The following is a 17417-nucleotide window of genomic DNA, read 5'->3' as shown; positions in this document are numbered from 1 at the left end:
TCAGTGGAAGAACCTAGGTGTGGCGGCTCGCAATCGAAATCCCTCGGGCTAGCTATCCATTGCTTCTGGCTCACAATAACTGCAAATGAAAAACGCCATACCTGTAACCCTGCCGCCCGTATTTAATCGCGTTGACTGGGTCTCCACTATCATTAGGTTGAAGCTGTGATTTGTTTAACAGTACTATCGCAACAACCTTTGTTAACTCAACAAACTGGACTGCAGAACATTATGAAAAATAACCAACCGGCTCAACCCTCACGCCGGACAATCCTGAAACAAACACTTGCTGTCTCGGCCCTTTCGGTAACTGGGCTGGCGGCCTTATCGGTGCCCTCTATCTCTTTTGCGGCATCCCTCAGTAAAGATGAACGTGATGGTATGACACCTGAGGCTGTGATTGAACATTTTAAGCAGGGCAATCTGCGCTTCCGGGAGAATCGCACGGCGAAACATGATTATTTGGCGCAGAAACGCAACAGTATCACGGGTCAGTATCCTGCTGCAGTGATCCTTAGCTGCATTGACTCACGTGCGCCAGCGGAAATTGTGCTGGATGCGGGGATCGGCGAAACGTTCAATTCTCGTGTTGCGGGTAATATCAGTAATCGCGATATATTGGGCAGTATGGAATTCGCCTGTGCTCTTGCTGGTGCGAAATTGGTGCTGGTTATGGGGCATACCCGCTGTGGTGCGATACGTGGCGCTATTGATAATGCAGAACTAGGCAACCTGACGGGCCTGCTGAATGAAATTAAACCGGCTATTGAAAAAACCGAGTACACCGGAGAGCGTAAAGGGAGTAATTACGATTTTGTCAATGCTGTGGCAAGGAAGAATGTTGAACTGACTATCGAGAATATCCGCAAAAACAGCCCGGTACTGAAACAGCTGGAAGACCAGAATAAAATTAAAATCGTTGGTAGTATGTATCACCTTACTGGCGGTAAGATTGAGTTTTTCGAGGTATAACTGCAACAGAAGTCCGTAGCCCCAAAAGTCTGCCTCGCACTCTACTAAGAGATTATTAAATTTTATCTCTGATGCTAATGTATGTTTTGAGTATACCTAAAGCATACATCCAAATGAGACGGTTTTTCTGTCTCATTTGGATGTTATGTTTTCCTCATCTAAAGCCTAACGAGACATTTTTTATAACAATGGCCTTTTACGGTTATGCTCGGGTTTGAAGCAAAGATCAGGAGCTCGCCTTGCTGACGCAAACTCTGCGCGACAGAACACTATTGTAAACTGAACACTGCATTGAAATTAAGCACTACCAATAAAGCTGACCGTCATCTGTCTATCACTTAATGTGAGCTCAGTAAGATTTTATTGTCACTTCATCTGAGCCGAAGATTGCGCTAATGGCGAGCACAAGGGATTTCGATTGTGAGCCGTTACACCTAGGATTTGTTATCTACTGGCAGAGTTTATGAGCACTGATGGTTGGTCTGAGCTTAATTTAGAATTAGAACACTCTGCTAAAGTAATCAGAAGTATTGAGCCGGAAGTTCTTAAGCACTTGTCATACACACCAATTTTTAATAGATAAACATAATTAGACAACATTTTTTTGCAATTAAAAATAGTATCGAATTTAGAAGTGATTTTGTTGTTTAGCAGCTGTGATATTGGAAGGTTCTTAAACGAAGTTTGTACATATTTATTATAAATCAATGGTTAATCTTACATGTTCCCGTAGTCGTGCTAAAATATTGACCCAGCTTTATCATCTTTCATCTTCATTTATTTTCGTTCTCTAAAGCATTTAACATGATGTTATTGAAAGTTAAATAGCTTTATTGGGATTCGTTGTCATTCACATCAATTTAGTTTGCTACAACTTAGATGTGAGTACATATCTGTATATATTGGGTTCTGCGTCAGATTAGCTAAAATCACATGTACACAGGGGAATTAAAATGTCTTTATCTGACAATTGGTTACGTGCAATAAACGGCAAACCATATTTAGAGAAACCAGAGCTTGCAGACCGCGACGGCTTAAGCGTTCGTATTACCCCTGCAGGGACTATAACATGGCAGTATCGATTTAGGATTGATAATCCATCAGGGTGCTTAACCTTTGGTCGTTACCCAGATTTAGAACTTGCTGACGCATGTAAGCTGGTCCCTGCGTGACTAAATTCATGGGTAAATATTATAGATCCCCATGCGTTTTGGAAACCGCTTAACACATTCGAAGGCCGATCAGTTCCGCTTTACTCGAGATATTATAAGAACAGTGGAACTTATATCACTCGCCATGGCGCTTTCCCACAGCAAGCGACCGGGTAATGTTGCTTTCATTAATGAGCTAGTCCGCGATATTAAACCAAGACTGGCATATCCATGATTTTAGACGGACATTATCGACCAGAATATCGGAAGCTGGGGGATTTATAGCGTTACTGTGAGTATGGAATAAGTTCAGCAACCATGATAAATAGCGTTCCAAATTAGTTAATGTACATAACTTAACTATTATGTTGCTGCTGACATTCATGACACCAACCCGTTAATTCAAGCTGTGGGCTCGATAAGGTAAATTCCGCTTGGCTAACATTCAACTGTAACTGTTCAACAAGAGCAGTGGGCAATGCTATCTCTGTGACTTTTTGACAAGTATTACAAATTAAAAATTGATTGTGAATGTGATGATCGCATACATGATGGCAGGCAATATACTTATTCACCGTTAATAACTTATGCACTAATTGTTCCTGTACTAAGAAATCCAACATGCGATAGATAGACATTATGGGTAAACTCTCGCCCAAACTTTGTTTTAACACATCGGCAATTTCATAGGCAGACAAAGGAACATCATGTTCCTGTAATACGATAAGTACTGTTTTGCGCTTACTGGTAAGATTGATGCCTTTTTCTTCACACTTTTTCACTACTTCACGCAGTAAATCAAGATTTTTTCCCGTCATAGAACTGCCAATTTTTTTGAAATGATCATACTTGCACAGTTTACCTGATCCACCCCTTCTAATGACAATCTTTGTTAGCAATCATCAGTCACCATACCGAGTGTTGTTCTGATTGCCATTTACAATCAGTAACTTAATTTACTTTCATTTATATTGAACCCGATTGATACATAATGATACGTTATAACATATCATTTTTAGCAGTAATCATATGGAGACGACCCACAAAATGAACTTCCACAAATACCTTCTGTTATTAGGTGTTGGCACTTTAGCTGTTTCAGCAGAACCTATTGAACGTATCAATGTCACTGGGCATGCTTTAGAAAAACCACTAAGTCAAAGAATACAAGCCAGTAAAATCGAACTCAGCGGCGATGAACTTAATAATCGTAAAGCCGATACCTTAGGAGAAACTTTAAGCCAATTACCGGGGGTAGACAGTGGTTTTTTTGGTAGCTCATCGGGTAGGCCACAAATCCGTGGATTTGGTGGAAACAGGGTTAAAATGTTGCTCAATGGAACTCAAGTTGAGGATATGTCGTCGGTGAGTGAGGATCAATACATCCCCATCGAGCCCTTTCTTGCTGACAGTATCTTGGTCATTAAAGGTCCTACAGCTGTGATTGCCTATGGTGGGCAAGCGATGGCAGGCATTGTTGATCTCCAAGATGGTCGTATTCCATTAAGTCCAATCAATGGGTTTAACAGCCGCGCTGAAGTGAAAGCTGGCTTCAATAGTACAAGTACCGCACTGGCAAAACTTACCGCAGGGAATGAATCTTTTAACTTTGCGCTTAATATGATCAACAAAGACCGTGGTGACTACGATATTCCTGGATATTCTAAAGACAGCGATTGTAAAACGTGGTCAAAAGTCGTAGGTGCCGCACAGTTTGCCGATCTATGCCAAATCAAATATGCGCAACCTGTGTGGCAGATGAACAATCAATTAAAACGTTATGAAGATGCTACACCTTTAGAACAACAAATTATCACCGACTACTCAATAGACAGTAATGGCACTGTGCTTAACAGCAGCCACCACACATCATCATTCTCGGCAGGCGGAAGCTACACTGGCCAACAACGTCTTTTGGGTTTGGCTTACGGTTATACGGACACTCATCGCGGTATTCCGGGATTTATGCGTCGTGGCAGCAGCGCACCAGTGGATTTTGATCAACGGGGTAATATTCGAATTTTCTCCCGTGGTGATCGCGTAGATATGAAGTATGTCGAAAACTGGGATGACAATTGGATAAACTCATTTAGCCTCGATGGCGCCTATTCGAATCAAGTCGATGATGAGCATATGGCAGAGGTATCCGTCAACCAATTCGAACTTACCTCTTGGGTCATTAGCCCTAAGCTCTATCATAGTTGGACATCAAACTTCGATGGTGTCTTAGGATTACAGTACGACACTAAAGCCTATAAAGGGGAGGGCTATGACAATTACATGCCTGATGTCGATAGTCAAAACTATGCAGCCTATACGCTACAAACCCTGCACTTTGGTCCGGTTACTTTTGAGTTTGGAGGTCGTTATGATGCGATTAAGCACCAAGTAAACGCAGAGGGTTACAAGGTAGGTCGAGGCTCAGGAGCGAATGTTAAAGATAGAAATTTTTATCTCCAAAGCTACTCAGGATCACTGCAATGGGACATATTGCAAAATTGGTCAACACGAGTCAATTACGTTCATGCCGAGCGTGCTCCTGAAATGAATGAGCTTTACGCCAGTAACCCACACTATGCTCTGTTAATTGAAGAACAGGGCAGCTCAAATCTTAAAAAGGAAATTAATCACTCCTTTGAAATAAATACCACCGCTAAAATCGCCGATTTACAGCTAATGGCAAGTTGGTATCAAAATCAATTCAATGATTTTATTTATCTTGGTAGTACAGGCCTTGAGCGTAATGGTACTTATGTTCGTGAATGGCGCCAAGCAGATACAAACAATCAAGGGTTAGAGGTACAAGCTATCTATACCTTCCCGTGGCAAAGGTGGGGAGTTTTTGAACTCAGCGCATTTACTGACAGAGTGAGAAATACTCCTCGATATCAATACGATGGTAGTTACGACATCTTTAGTACTCGTCCACCTCTCACTGGTGAGCGGGACGAATTCTTTCGCCGTAGCTTAGAAGGCACTTCAATGCCTCGTACACCACAATCCAAAACAGGCACTTCACTAAATTGGCAGTATGATGCGCTTACTGTGTCCATCGATTATGTTCGCTATCATTCACAAAGTGACGTTAGCAGATTTGAGAGGCCCTCTGAATCTTATGCTTTGCTCGGAGCCAATATCACTTTAGATCAAGTCATTTCGAAAGTGCCGACTCAATTCTACCTAAGCTTAGATAATCTTACCGATGTAGATGCGCGCCCACATAACAGTTTCCTAAGGCATTTATCCCCTATGCCAGGTCGCTCAGCGGCTATTGGTGTCAGAGTGCAATTCTAAAAAAGTTTCCTTCAAGGCTAATGCCCTTGAAGGTTTTCGTTTGATTTCTTGATACCCAAGGCCAAAAATCTAACCTCCTTCAATTCAAGCCGCGATTTGCTGTTTTTTATCCTATTTTCCGAGAGATGTTTTTAAGTCATGACGGACCCTAAGCGTTTATCTGATGAAGCCTATTCAATGATATTTCTTACATAATATGGAAAAGTCATCCATTGGATTGAGTAAGAAATCTTTACCGACAATGGAAGTCATTTCTGATTCAGATATAAAAGGATTGTCAATTTTAAAAAATAATCGTTGATTCAATTTACTTTTTATCAAAAAATCGCAATGGCGTTGATAAAATAACTGGTCAAATTGACCATTATCGATAATTCTCTGGAGGCCAATTTGTATTCGCTGAGCTAAGCGAGGTTTGTTAGGTGAAACATAATAATATGTCGCTAGCGGAATATGTAGCATGATGCTTTCATCAACAACGAGATCTGGATATTGTTGATTAAACTGCTTAACCTCTTGAAAGACTTCATTCACTCCGCGGCCAAATGTTATAAACCGTCCTTTTGATAACATATTAAATAAACTGTCATATTGATTGCTTTCTATAATCTTAAATCCTGCTTGTTGCATGGCAACTTTAGTTGACCATTGGCTACCTGAACCAGTATCAAGAGCAGTTAACTGCGCTAGCGAGGTGATTTGAGCTAACCTAGGTACATTTTCCTTTTTAATAATAAAAATTCTAAATCCTTGAATGCCTTTTCTAATGGGAATTTTTATTGGAATAAGCTGTTTATTCCACTGTAGGTTAGAGGCTTCTGCAATAACATTGATGGTTTCACCCTCTTGTAATGCTCTGAAGATACGATTTCGACTCATTATTAGATCTGAGACTTGTAGTGATGCTTCACCAAAATCGGCTTTGGTTACATCAATAACTAATTGTAAAAGGTCATAAGTATACTGATATCTGTGATCAAGCTTGGATTCTGACTGATTGATAATGAATTGATCATTAGCAGAAGTGACGGGTATGTTTGCCAAGACCCACAGGGAAAGAATACAAAAAATAATGCCCAGTCGCTGTAAATTATCCATCAATAAACTCATTGCTAGAGGTTGAAATTGATTCGGTGTGCTTATTTTAGCAGTAGCCTAGATGGCTTGCGGGATAAAGAAACAGATGATAAGCGTAAATGATATATTTTTTTAGTTTGGGTTTATGTGAGTTGTAAATCAATTTAGACAGCCCAACGGTGTTGGCACTGGGTGCGAGTGGCTCGCAGAATATTTTAAAGTCCTTATGTTGTTTAGCCATAGTGTTTTTAATATGGCTTTACGTTATATATGCATAAACGTGTTTGTAGTCTGGCAACGATTTTGGGGGAAGTTTGAAGGTCGTGTTTATTGCGTTAATCATTTATGAGAACGTGCTTTGAGCGTTTAACCAGCGCCGGCGCATGCTCCAGGTTTTTACAGTGCTATCACTTTGGCTCTACTGCTGATGTTAAACATATAAATTGACCACTCAAGACCCAGAGAGGACATCAATGAACTCGGATAAAATTTTAGAATCTGCACAAGCAACCTTGTCTGGATTAATACCATTTCCTCAAATTGTCGGCAATCTTATTGCTGAAGGTGTCGAGTATTACTATTTAGACTATGCCACGAAGTCATTTACTTTCTATAGCGCAGCAGGTTCTACAGTGCAAGCATCTTTATCATTTGAGTGGCTTCCATTAATTGCTGAAAATTTTAATGTGATTGAACTCAGAGCTGCCATCTTGGATAGTCAGCAGCATGGGCAAACATTTCGGCTTTTCTGCCAGCGCGCTATGAATGCTGGAGTTCAAGGTTATTTCGTGTTTTTGCGAGGTAAACGTGTAACCTATTTTGGCCGTCAAGGTGACCAGCATACCGAATGGTTTTCTGGTGCTAAGCCGAGCGATGTCTAACAATGCTGACTAGGCTCGTCACTTTCTGGGCAGGGTGCATCGTGAGTTTTACATTGGGTGAATGGTTACGTGAAGTTCATTGTATACGTCACTTACATCTTCCTGTGCTTAACGTTATAGATCACTGGAGGCATAAATATGCTACCACGCAATGTCACTACTATTTCTCGAATGCCGATTTACGGCATCATGAAGATTAAGTCATATCTTGCGATGGTAATGGTTTACGGGGTGATTTTAATTGGTATTGGACGGTACAATTGCGGTTAAATAGGAGAATAATGTCTTATGTACCATCAATTTCTAAATGAACCTATGGTGCTTGATATTGAAAAGGCATCAATACTCACATTACGGCTACCCGACGATGTGAGTGATTTTATTGTGTCACAGGCGATCAATGCCCCTTTACTAGAGATTATCGTCATAGCTGAAGCCGGAATTCAGCAAAATATAGTCATCCGCTTCCAGCCGTTTATGGGTCTTAAGGTCGAATCGTTACCGCAAAGCCCTCAGGCTTTCAATACGCCAATAACCCGCAGCATTGGGCAAGGTTTTAGGCTTTATACACGGATGGGAACTGCTGCGAAATTTTGTGCGGCTGAATTGAGGCGAGGTGTATCTTTTACCTTAGACACGACTCGTCATTTAGGTGCAGATAATGACTTAACTTTTGCCTTACAAGCCAATTCAAAGTTTGAGTTAGTACCCTTAGAAGCGGATTTGCGGGTTTTGCACGAGCCCAAAGCGTTAATGGTTGCTAAAGCACTGTTAGCAAGGCACTACGACTATGCCGCATCATCTGAATCTCTTGCAATTTACATGACCGAAATCGAGCAGGTTAGATTAGAATTGCAGTCGTTTATTCGCGGGGAGCTTGGTCAATGTCACGCCAGCCTTGCTGATGAAGTATTAAGGATCGATCCCTTGCTACTGCAGAAACAACAATGGTTATTTAGAACCTATACCCATATGTTTGAGCGACCAAACTACAGCCGCGCTGCTAATGATGTTGATAACACTGATAAGCTATTAAGAAAATTAGAGTGTTATGAATTACTCGCTTCACCGGAATTGACCCTGATGGTAGATCGATTGATGGAAGACGAAACATAAACTTTTTACCCAAATTTAGCTAAATGATAAGAGTCCATTATGCATTATTTATGTCCCCTGTGTGCCGCCCCACTGACGTTAACGGAGCGAACTTGGGGTTGTTTACAGCAACATAAGTTTGATATGGCCAAAGAAGGCTATGTCAACTTATTACCTGTACAGAAGAAAAACTCAAAAGATCCTGGTGATAATAAACAGATGATGTTTGCTCGGCGTGAATTTTTAAACGCGGGTTACTATCAAGGTTTGAGTGATAGAGTGAATGAGCTCGCGCTTGAGTTTGGTGTCGAAGCAAAACAAATCCTCGATATAGGCTGTGGGGAAGGGTACTACAGTCAACGTTTATTCCATGTGTTGAGCCAGCACCATGATTGCAATTTACAAGGTATAGATATTTCTAAGTCTGCAATTAAATATGCAGCTAAACGTTACCCTAATTTGCAATTTTGTGTCGCAAGTGCCTATGAAATGCCAATCGCATCCCAAAGTGTCGATCTTGCCATTCGTATTTATGCCCCTTCAAAAGTAGAAGAGTTACAACGGATTATGGCTGATGGAGGCTTACTGATAACGGTTTCTCCGGGACCTTTACACCATTTTGCGTTGAAACAACAAATTTATGCTGAGCCAAGATTACATCCCGTTTCCACAGCGCATATTGCTGGATTTGAGTGTCTTCATCAGGAGCGCTTAATCTCCCAGTTAGAACTGGCAAACAGTGAACATATTGCTCATTTTTTAGAAATGACGCCCTATGCTTGGAAGTTTACTCATGCCCAAAAGCAAGCATTTGCGTTGCAAGGACTGAACTGTGAATTGGATTTCCAAATTGAAGTGCATCGGATTTCAAAGTAAGCGATAAGATTAAGCTATTGAAATAAATTATTTAAAATGCTTAACTGTACTTGCTAAACAGCATGAACCTAGTGTTCTGCTAGCCGGTTGCAAAACCGTAAAGTAGATTTAGGCAAAATAAATAATCCAAAGTGTCGCAGTGTGTTGACTTATCTTTAGAATGGTTTATAGTCTTATCAGCTTGAAGGTTGGGCTTATATTTATGTGTTCAATACGACCAGTTCGTCCTGTAAACATAAGTAATACCGGCATTTTCCAGCTCCACCCGCCGTTAAGGCTTTAATTTTTTATTTACAGGATTTATATTATGTCTCAAGTTACTGGTGTTGTTAAGTGGTTCAACTCTGACAAAGGTTTCGGATTCATTGAGCAAGAATCTGGTCCAGATGTATTCGTACACTTCCGTGCGATCAACTCTGACGGTTTCAAAACTCTTGATGAAGGCCAAAAAGTGTCTTTCACTGTGACTCAAGGTCAAAAAGGTCCACAAGCTGAAAACGTAACTATCATTGGTTAATTTTCAGTGCTGTTAGCCTAGAGCTGATAGCAATGGATTAAAGGGCTATGGTTAATTCCGTGGCTCTTTTTATTTTTGCGAAAGATGAAATTTCATTTAGTTTAGATTGTTGAATCCAGTAAAGCGACGAGATCCACTTAACATGTCGCATTAATTTAATGCTTAAATCTGAAGTTAATCCTCTAATCTTTCTCTGTTAGAACCCAATTCTGATATCTCCAAGATTTTCAATAAAACCATTTGATACACTCTCCTTATTTTTACCCCTTTAACATTCAATTCCTTTATATACTAACTCTTAACGCTTGCTCTTATAGAGTTTAGTTTTTGCGTAATCTTATATTCAATGTCGAACGCGAATGTGTCTAATCATTCATTTGTTGTAAATCAGTGACTTCAGATATTGCCGAATATTATTGGTGCATTTACATTTCTTGCACTTAGTCATCCTACATATACTAAGCTGCACCTAAGGCTGAAAGCCTTGTAGTAAAGATTTGAGGCTGGTAAAGCGTTTAGTGCTTGATATTAAAGAACATTAGCTTATTTATGATGTGTTTTGGAGCCGACCAAAAAACGAATATTGCTATTGAGATGCCTTGCATTTCGTACATTTAAGTATTTCTGACAGAAGCTTTAGACTGCTAATCCAACTTAATTATCGGCCACTTTATAGCGGGATAATGCTCTCCCTCGACTAGTTTCCCTAACTTATAAAGGAGGGTCTACAGTTAGCACTAAATGGATTAAGTGCCCTTTCTACTGGCGGTATTGGCCTAATATTTTGTTAGCATGTTTATTGCTTCTAATGTGACGTTAGTGACAATACAAGAATACTTAAAGTTGATAACTATATACTGAGGATCTTTTGATGAGTTATGTTATTCAAGGGGACTACGATTAAGCCGAAAAATGGATAGAGCTAAATTTAAATATTGTGGAGTATTACAGTGTAAATAAAAAAGCCATGCAATTGCATGGCTTTTCTGGTTTAGCTTAAGTGATTATGGACGCGCCATATCCGACTCTGCACCATTAGCGAGTTTGATTTTGGCAGTAGACTCTTCGTTCGCAGTATTCTCATACTCTCGTCCTTTAGGGACTGCCACTTGTTCTCTCACCTCAACGACAGGCTTGGTCATATCCGAAGACACCATAGAGCCAAAGCGGCTGGCGGCTTTCGGCTTGCTGACAATAACTGCATCCGTGGTTTGCGGTGTTGTTGGAGCCGTTTGTATTGTGGCTTGAGGCTTAGCGATAGCTGCCGGTCTGGCCATTGGCGCAGAGGCTGTTGCTTTCACGGCTTCTTTTACTTCAGCGCTCGGTGCAACACTTGGCTCGACAAGTGTTTCGGTTTTAACTACTTCAGCTTTGTGTTCTGCTACTGATTTAGTCACTGAGCTTTCAACTGAAGGGACTGCAGCGACTACGGCTTCAGCAGTAACGCTGGTCACCTGAGTTTCAACGATTGACGCAAGGTCAACTTTTACGTCAGCAGCCTTTGGCTCTTCCACTTTCGTTTCAGTGGTTTGAGTCACAACAGGTTTAGTTTCAACTTGCTGAGTTTCAACTGCTGCAACGTCATTTGCTTGAGGCTGAGGCTCAACTTTTGTTTTTACTTTAACAACAGCAGGAGCTTCAACAGCTGGAGTTGCACTTGTTTCAGCTATTTCGACGTCAGCAGTTTTAACGGCCGGTTCAGTTACCGCTGTTGTTTGAGTTGCAACAACAGGAGTTTCCACTCGAACACTGACGATTTCGCTTGGGTACTCTTGGTCAGCACCTAATTCGTCATTTGGAACAAATTGCGCTGGGGTTGATGTCCCTTGGTCATCTTCGTCGCGACGACGACGTTGACCCGCTGCACGAAGGTGACGAGGGCTACGACGGCTACGACGTTGACCATCTCTTTGCTCGCGTTTTGATTGATCATCAGCATTAGCATTTTCGTTGTCTGAATCAACTTCGCTATCTTGCGATAATGCATCCGCTGCTACAGTATGAGCTGCTGTGTCAACTAAGGTGTTTTCAGCTGTGTTAACAGCATCAACCGCAGGTGTTTCTACTACAGTAGAAATTACAGTTGTCTCTTCTAGCACAATATTTTCTTGCGCTTCTTGAGCGGGTGCGGCTTCTTTACGAGGCTGGCGACGTGTTCTTGGTGCTTTAGTTTCTACTGGCGTTTGTGCAATGACTTCAGCTTTGGCATTAACACTGATAGTACTTGCCGCTGCGGCGTTAAGGGCTGCAATTTCCGCTAACACTTCTGCGGCATCTTCAGGTGCAATTGGGATCGCATTATCTGGCGTATTATGGCCATTATCGATACGCACCTTACGACGCATGTTACGGCGCTGACGACGCTCGCGGGCGACTTCTTGCTTAGGGGCATCATCTGCTTCAATGTCGGCAACAACATCTTTTGGCGCTTGTACGCGTGGCTTCGGTTCAGCTTTAGCTGGACGTTTAGCCGCTTCTTCTTTTTCGCGTACTGGACGTTCTTGTGTGCTGACTACTGCATCAGTCGGCTTTTTTGGATTGCGGCTACGCGGCTCACGAGTGCCTTCTTTTGCTTTGTCGGCATCTTGGGCATTGCGTGGGCGGCGAGTGTCATTACGACGGTTACGGCGATTTGCGTTAGCCGCACTGGTATCAGTTGCTTTAGTTTCAACAACTTTTACGGGTTCAGCTTTTTCACTTGGCGCAAACATGGCACTGATTGCACTCACAAGCTTGCTGAAGAAGCCTGGTTGTGGCGCTTCAACTTTCACCGTTGGTGATGGGGCTTGTTCTACTTTTTGTGGCGCTGCAAAACCTTTTAATGCCGGAATAGGCGCCGCAGTACGTTCCAGTTTGCGTGGCTCATACAATTTGGCTTCAGGATGCTCTATACGCTTATAGCTTGATTCACTGATTTCATCATCACTACGGTGACGGATCACGCGGTAATCAGGCGTCATCATGTGTGCGTCAGGTATCACATACACTTCGACATCGTGACGCTGTTCTGTGATGCGAATGGCTTTGCGTTTCTCGTTTAACAAGAAAGCTGCAACATCCACAGGCACAATCGCTTCGATTTGTGAGGTGTTTTCTTTGATGGCTTCTTCTTCCATCAAACGTAAAATTGACAGTGCTAAAGACTCGGTACTGCGAATCGTGCCTTGGCCATGACAGCGAGGGCAGATATGCGCTGCAGATTCTTCTAAAGAGGGGCGCAGACGTTGACGTGACATTTCCATCAAACCGAAACGAGATATGCGACCTAACTGCACGCGAGCACGATCATGGTGCACAGCATCACGTAAACGGTTTTCAACTTCACGTTGATGACGCACTGGCGTCATATCGATAAAGTCGATAACCACTAAGCCACCTAAGTCGCGGAGACGCAATTGACGGGCAATTTCATCGGCGGCTTCGAGGTTAGTGTTAAGTGCTGTTTCTTCAATATCGCCGCCTTTAGTGGCACGGGCAGAGTTGATATCGATTGAGGTTAAGGCTTCAGTTGGGTCGATAACAATCGAACCGCCAGATGGCAGACGCACTTCGCGTTGGAAGGCGGATTCAATTTGTGATTCGATTTGGAAGTGAGTGAATAATGGCACTTCAGCTTCGTACAGTTTTACGCGCTCAACGAAATCAGGGCGAACTAAGGCGATATGTTGCTTCGCTTCTTCAAAAATACGTGGATGATCGATGAGGATTTCGCCCACGTCACGGCGTAAATAGTCACGAATAGCGCGAACTATCACATTGCTTTCTTGGTGAATTAAGAAAGGTGCGCCTTTAACTTGTGAAGCTTCGGTGATCGCCGCCCAGTGGTGTTGTAGAACTTTTAAGTCCCACTTTAACTCGGCAGATTCTTTGCCTACACCCGCAGTACGCACGATAAGACCCATGCCCGCAGGCACTTCTAAGTCAGCCATCGCTTCTTTTAGCTCAGTGCGTTCATCACCTTCGATACGACGAGAAATCCCGCCAGCACGTGGGTTGTTTGGCATTAATACTAAGTAAGAGCCTGCAAGGCTGATGAAGGTCGTTAAGGCTGCACCTTTATTGCCGCGTTCTTCTTTGTCAATTTGGACAATAACTTCCTGTCCTTCACTGACCACTTCTTTGATATTTGGGCGACCTTGGAACGAATATCCCTTCGGGAAATATTCTCTAGCGATTTCTTTCAGTGGCAAAAAGCCGTGACGATCGGCACCGTAGTCGACGAAAGCGGCTTCTAAAGACGGTTCTACTCGGGTAATTTTACCTTTGTAAATGTTTGATTTTTTTTGCTCATGACCTGGGCTTTCAATGTCTAGATCATACAGTTGTTGCCCATCAACAAGGGCAACACGCAACTCTTCTGATTGAGTTGCATTGATTAACATACGTTTCATGATGACGTCATTCTTCTTTAAATAGAGGTCATCAAACATCGCGCTTCGCTGCATTACGGGCCTAGCAGTAGGTCAACTGAGCCTCACGGCTGGTGGCTAGGCAAGAGGTGCGCATTACTGTTAGACGCAGTCGCTGCGTGTCGCATCCTATTTATGGCTTATTTTTTAATGATTACAAAAACAAGGAATTCGTTGTAAAACATCAACCAACCCCATAAATTCTTTAGTTTCGTTCCGGTAATGCCCAAGTCGAATCGGTTTGTCTGACGACAAGTTAAAATATCCTTCGAAATCGGGGAGGAAAACCTAGGGTAAACCTTATTAAAGTAAGGTGACTTTCTCGATTTAATCGTAAAAAACGCATTTGTGGTATTTTTACTCTGTATACGATTTGCAAATCAATGATTTGCTATCAAGAAAATCTTTTTTTATCCGTTAAATTTTCCGCTTGGGATCAGGGCGTTGTGAACACTTTATTCACGGCTTATCCCTAATCGCTGGTGAAATATAGCAATAATCAAAAAATTCAGCAATGGAAAGGCACAATTCTTCTCAGTTGTTGTACAATGGCGACCGTTATAATTAGATGGCGCATCATGAATATAGAATCCACCCCACAACAGGTTCAGTTGATCACGATTGATGAAGATCACTTCGAACAGCGTATCGATAACTACTTAATGACCAAGCTGAAGGGCGTGCCGAAAAGCATGATCTATCGCATTGTCCGCAAGGGCGAGGTTCGAGTGAATAAGAAACGCATCAAACCCGAGTACAAGTTGCAGATTGGCGACATAGTACGTATTCCGCCAGTTCGCGTGGCAGAGCCGGATAACCGTACCGCACCATCGGCGAACTTAAGTAAAGTCTCGCAACTCGAAGATCGTATTTTGCATGAAGACAATCATTTGATCGTGCTGAATAAACCTGCTGGCATTGCCGTGCATGGTGGTAGTGGAGTCGATTACGGTGTGATTGAAGCATTGCGTTCACTGCGTCCTCAACAAAAGTTTTTAGAGCTAGTACATCGTCTCGATAAAGATACTTCGGGCGTGTTATTGGTGGCGAAAAAGCGTAGCGCGCTTAAACATCTGCATGATCAGCTTCGGTATAAAAAGATGCAGAAAGACTATTTGGCCTTAGTTAAAGGTGAATGGTCTGCTCAAGATAAAGCCGTTAAACAGCCTTTATTGAAGATCACCCTTAAATCCGGTGAGCGCATAGTGCGCGTTAATGCTGAGGGTAAGCCTTCAGAAACGCGCTTTAAAATTATGCAGCGTTACCAAGGTTGTACTTTAGTGAAGGCAAGCCCTGTCACTGGACGTACCCATCAAATTCGGGTGCATTGTCAATTTACCGGTCATCCAATCGCCTGTGATGATAAGTACAGCGAGCAAGGGTTTGACGATAGCATGCGTGGATTAGGCTTAACTCGACTCTTTTTACATGCCGCTGAATTGATGTTCATTCATCCAGAAAATGATGAAGTGATGCGGGTTTCAGCGCCTTTAGATGAAAATTTGTCGCAATTACTCGATAAGTTAAAGCGTGCGTAATCGACGGGGATAGGTTTCAAGGATGAAGATAAAGCAATATGATTTAGTGATTTTCGATTGGGATGGCACTCTGATGGATTCCATCGGTAAAATTATCACTTGTATTGAAAATATGGCTAAGGCATTGCAGTTACCTATCCCAACTGAAAGTGACATTCGCGATATTATTGGTCTTTCTATGACAGAAGCGCTGCGAGTCCTGTTCCCACAGGGGCTTAATTGCAGCGCTTCTTCTGTATATTCTCAGCTTCTACATTCTAATAATGCATTCAGCCAAGGCGAAAATGATCAATATCAGCAGATGCGCGCTGAGTTTAAAGTACAATATTTGCATTTAGACACCACGCCAACGCCCTTGTTTGTACAAACTCCTGCATTAATCGATGACTTGTATAGCCAAGGCTATAAGTTAGCCGTCGCAACTGGTAAAGCCCGTGCGGGACTTGATCGCGTCTTTGAGCAAACAGGCTTAGGTCGATACTTTGTTGCGTCACGCTGCGCCGATGAAGTGCACAGCAAACCCCACCCTGAAATGATCTCAAGCTTGCTGAAAGAATTGAATATAGCACCGAACAGAGCCTTAATGGTGGGTGATTCTCTGCTGGATTTAACCATGGCGGCCAATGCTGGGATTGATAGCGTTGGCGTGACCTATGGCGCTCACAGTGCCGAAAAGTTGCTGCGGGCAAAACCTATCGCCTTGATAGATTCACCAAAGCAATTACTGCAATACCTCTAACACTGCTATTTAATGCTGGAGCGGCAATACATGCCGCTGCGCATGAGACTTCCTTATCACTTTTATTTACGTCTCATCTTCTCGTCGATGAAACGACTCAGTAGCTCGGTATTTTTGATGCGCGTCATTGATTCAATAAACTGAGCAAATAGAGCAAAGCCTTGGTAAACGTTTAAGCGAGAACGTCTACACCTTGGGCTAACAGCATTTCCGTCAGTAATATCAGTGGTAAGCCAACTAAGGTATTGGGATCGCGACCTTCGAGCGCTGTAAATAACGCGATACCTAAACCTTCGCTCTTAAAACTCCCTGCGCAATAATAAGGCTCTTCCTTTTCTATGTAGGCCACAATCTGCGAATGGCTAAGGTGCCTAAAATGAACCGTAAAGGGTTCAACCTCAGCGGTCATAGCGCCAGTTTTGGCATTATAGAGTGCAAGACCAGTATAAAAGGTGATGGCCTTGCCTGAGGCTTGAGTGAGCTGCGCGACGGCATTATTAAAATGATGGGGTTTACCGATAATCTTGCCATCAATGACGGCAACTTGATCGGAGCCAATAATCAGACCGTCGGGGAATTGTTCTGCCCCCGCGACGGCTTTTGCTTTGGCTAATCGCAGCACTAAAGCATGGGCCGATTCTTCGAGATACGCCGTTTCGTCAATATTAGGATTGCAGCATTCGAAGGGTAACCCGAGTTTTTGCAGTAAAGATTGTCGGTATACAGACGTCGAAGCTAAGATTAATGGGGTTGGCATAATGAGATATCCGCAAAAGAGTGACTCATATTGTGACCAATCAATGCGCGAGAGTGCAAGAGTTTCGTCTTTTACGGTTTCTTTTCAATGAATGCGACTATTTTAGGCGGC

General features: G+C 42.5%; 13 protein-coding genes. 9 read left to right on the top strand and 4 right to left on the bottom strand.

Annotated features, from left to right (window positions below; all coding sequences use genetic code 11):
* Window positions 1–231: 231 nt before the first annotated feature.
* Together KO531_RS19850 and KO531_RS22495 are read left to right on the top strand one after the other, a co-directional pair.
* Entirely contained in the window at window positions 232–972 is a 741-nt protein-coding gene (locus tag KO531_RS19850; RefSeq protein ID WP_219252069.1) for a carbonic anhydrase, read from the top strand.
* 953 nt (window positions 973–1925) lie between these two features.
* Window positions 1926–2144 carry an Arm DNA-binding domain-containing protein gene (locus KO531_RS22495; RefSeq protein WP_251069025.1) on the top strand — a complete coding sequence of 73 codons (219 nt, stop codon included), beginning with the start codon at window positions 1926–1928 and terminating at the stop codon, window positions 2142–2144.
* A 335-nt stretch (window positions 2145–2479) separates the two neighbouring features.
* Here the strand turns inward: KO531_RS22495 and KO531_RS19840 are convergent, their stop codons facing one another.
* Window positions 2480–2941 carry a Fur family transcriptional regulator gene (locus tag KO531_RS19840; protein WP_219252068.1) on the bottom strand — a complete coding sequence of 154 codons (462 nt, stop codon included), beginning with the start codon at window positions 2939–2941 and terminating at the stop codon, window positions 2480–2482.
* Between the two features lie 211 nt (window positions 2942–3152).
* Here KO531_RS19840 and KO531_RS19835 point away from each other — a divergent pair, with 211 nt between their 5' ends.
* Entirely contained in the window at window positions 3153–5417 is a 2265-nt protein-coding gene (locus tag KO531_RS19835) for a TonB-dependent receptor (RefSeq protein ID WP_219252067.1), read from the top strand.
* Window positions 5418–5591: 174 nt separating this feature from the next.
* Here KO531_RS19835 and KO531_RS19830 read toward each other — a convergent pair whose 3' ends face one another.
* Entirely contained in the window at window positions 5592–6515 is a 924-nt protein-coding gene (locus tag KO531_RS19830; RefSeq protein ID WP_219252066.1) for a hypothetical protein, read from the bottom strand.
* Between the two features lie 452 nt (window positions 6516–6967).
* Here KO531_RS19830 and KO531_RS19825 point away from each other — a divergent pair, with 452 nt between their 5' ends.
* The 4 genes from KO531_RS19825 (at window position 6968) to KO531_RS19810 (ending at window position 9863) form a co-directional block, all read left to right on the top strand.
* A complete protein-coding gene (locus KO531_RS19825; protein WP_219252065.1) occupies window positions 6968–7375 on the top strand; it encodes a DUF1398 family protein in 408 nt (135 codons plus the stop codon).
* Window positions 7376–7663: 288 nt separating this feature from the next.
* Entirely contained in the window at window positions 7664–8491 is an 828-nt protein-coding gene (locus KO531_RS19820; RefSeq protein ID WP_219252064.1) for a hypothetical protein, read from the top strand.
* 39 nt (window positions 8492–8530) lie between these two features.
* A complete protein-coding gene (gene rlmA / locus KO531_RS19815) occupies window positions 8531–9346 on the top strand; it encodes a 23S rRNA (guanine(745)-N(1))-methyltransferase (RefSeq protein ID WP_219252063.1) in 816 nt (271 codons plus the stop codon).
* A 307-nt stretch (window positions 9347–9653) separates the two neighbouring features.
* On the top strand, window positions 9654–9863 hold the full coding sequence (locus KO531_RS19810; protein WP_011789734.1) for a cold-shock protein: 210 nt from the start codon (window positions 9654–9656) through the stop codon (window positions 9861–9863).
* A 1004-nt stretch (window positions 9864–10867) separates the two neighbouring features.
* On the opposite strand, the gene rne is transcribed toward KO531_RS19810, so the two are convergent.
* Window positions 10868–14308, bottom strand: coding sequence for a ribonuclease E (gene rne, locus KO531_RS19805; RefSeq protein WP_219252062.1), 3441 nt, complete (start codon window positions 14306–14308; stop codon window positions 10868–10870).
* Between the two features lie 542 nt (window positions 14309–14850).
* On the opposite strand from rne, the gene rluC reads away from it, so the two are divergent.
* Both rluC and KO531_RS19795 read left to right on the top strand, forming a co-directional pair.
* Window positions 14851–15810 carry a 23S rRNA pseudouridine(955/2504/2580) synthase RluC gene (gene rluC, locus KO531_RS19800; protein ID WP_219252061.1) on the top strand — a complete coding sequence of 320 codons (960 nt, stop codon included), beginning with the start codon at window positions 14851–14853 and terminating at the stop codon, window positions 15808–15810.
* Between the two features lie 22 nt (window positions 15811–15832).
* On the top strand, window positions 15833–16549 hold the full coding sequence (locus KO531_RS19795) for an HAD-IA family hydrolase (RefSeq protein ID WP_219252060.1): 717 nt from the start codon (window positions 15833–15835) through the stop codon (window positions 16547–16549).
* A 172-nt stretch (window positions 16550–16721) separates the two neighbouring features.
* Here KO531_RS19795 and KO531_RS19790 read toward each other — a convergent pair whose 3' ends face one another.
* Window positions 16722–17306, bottom strand: coding sequence for a nucleoside triphosphate pyrophosphatase (locus KO531_RS19790; RefSeq protein ID WP_219252059.1), 585 nt, complete (start codon window positions 17304–17306; stop codon window positions 16722–16724).
* Window positions 17307–17417 lie beyond the last annotated feature (111 nt).

The organism is Shewanella sp. NKUCC06_TVS (assembly GCF_019345515.1).
Lineage (GTDB): Bacteria > Pseudomonadota > Gammaproteobacteria > Enterobacterales > Shewanellaceae > Shewanella > Shewanella oncorhynchi.
The sequence above is the reverse complement of the archived record's forward strand: the minus strand, read 5'-3'. Positions and strand labels throughout refer to the sequence as shown.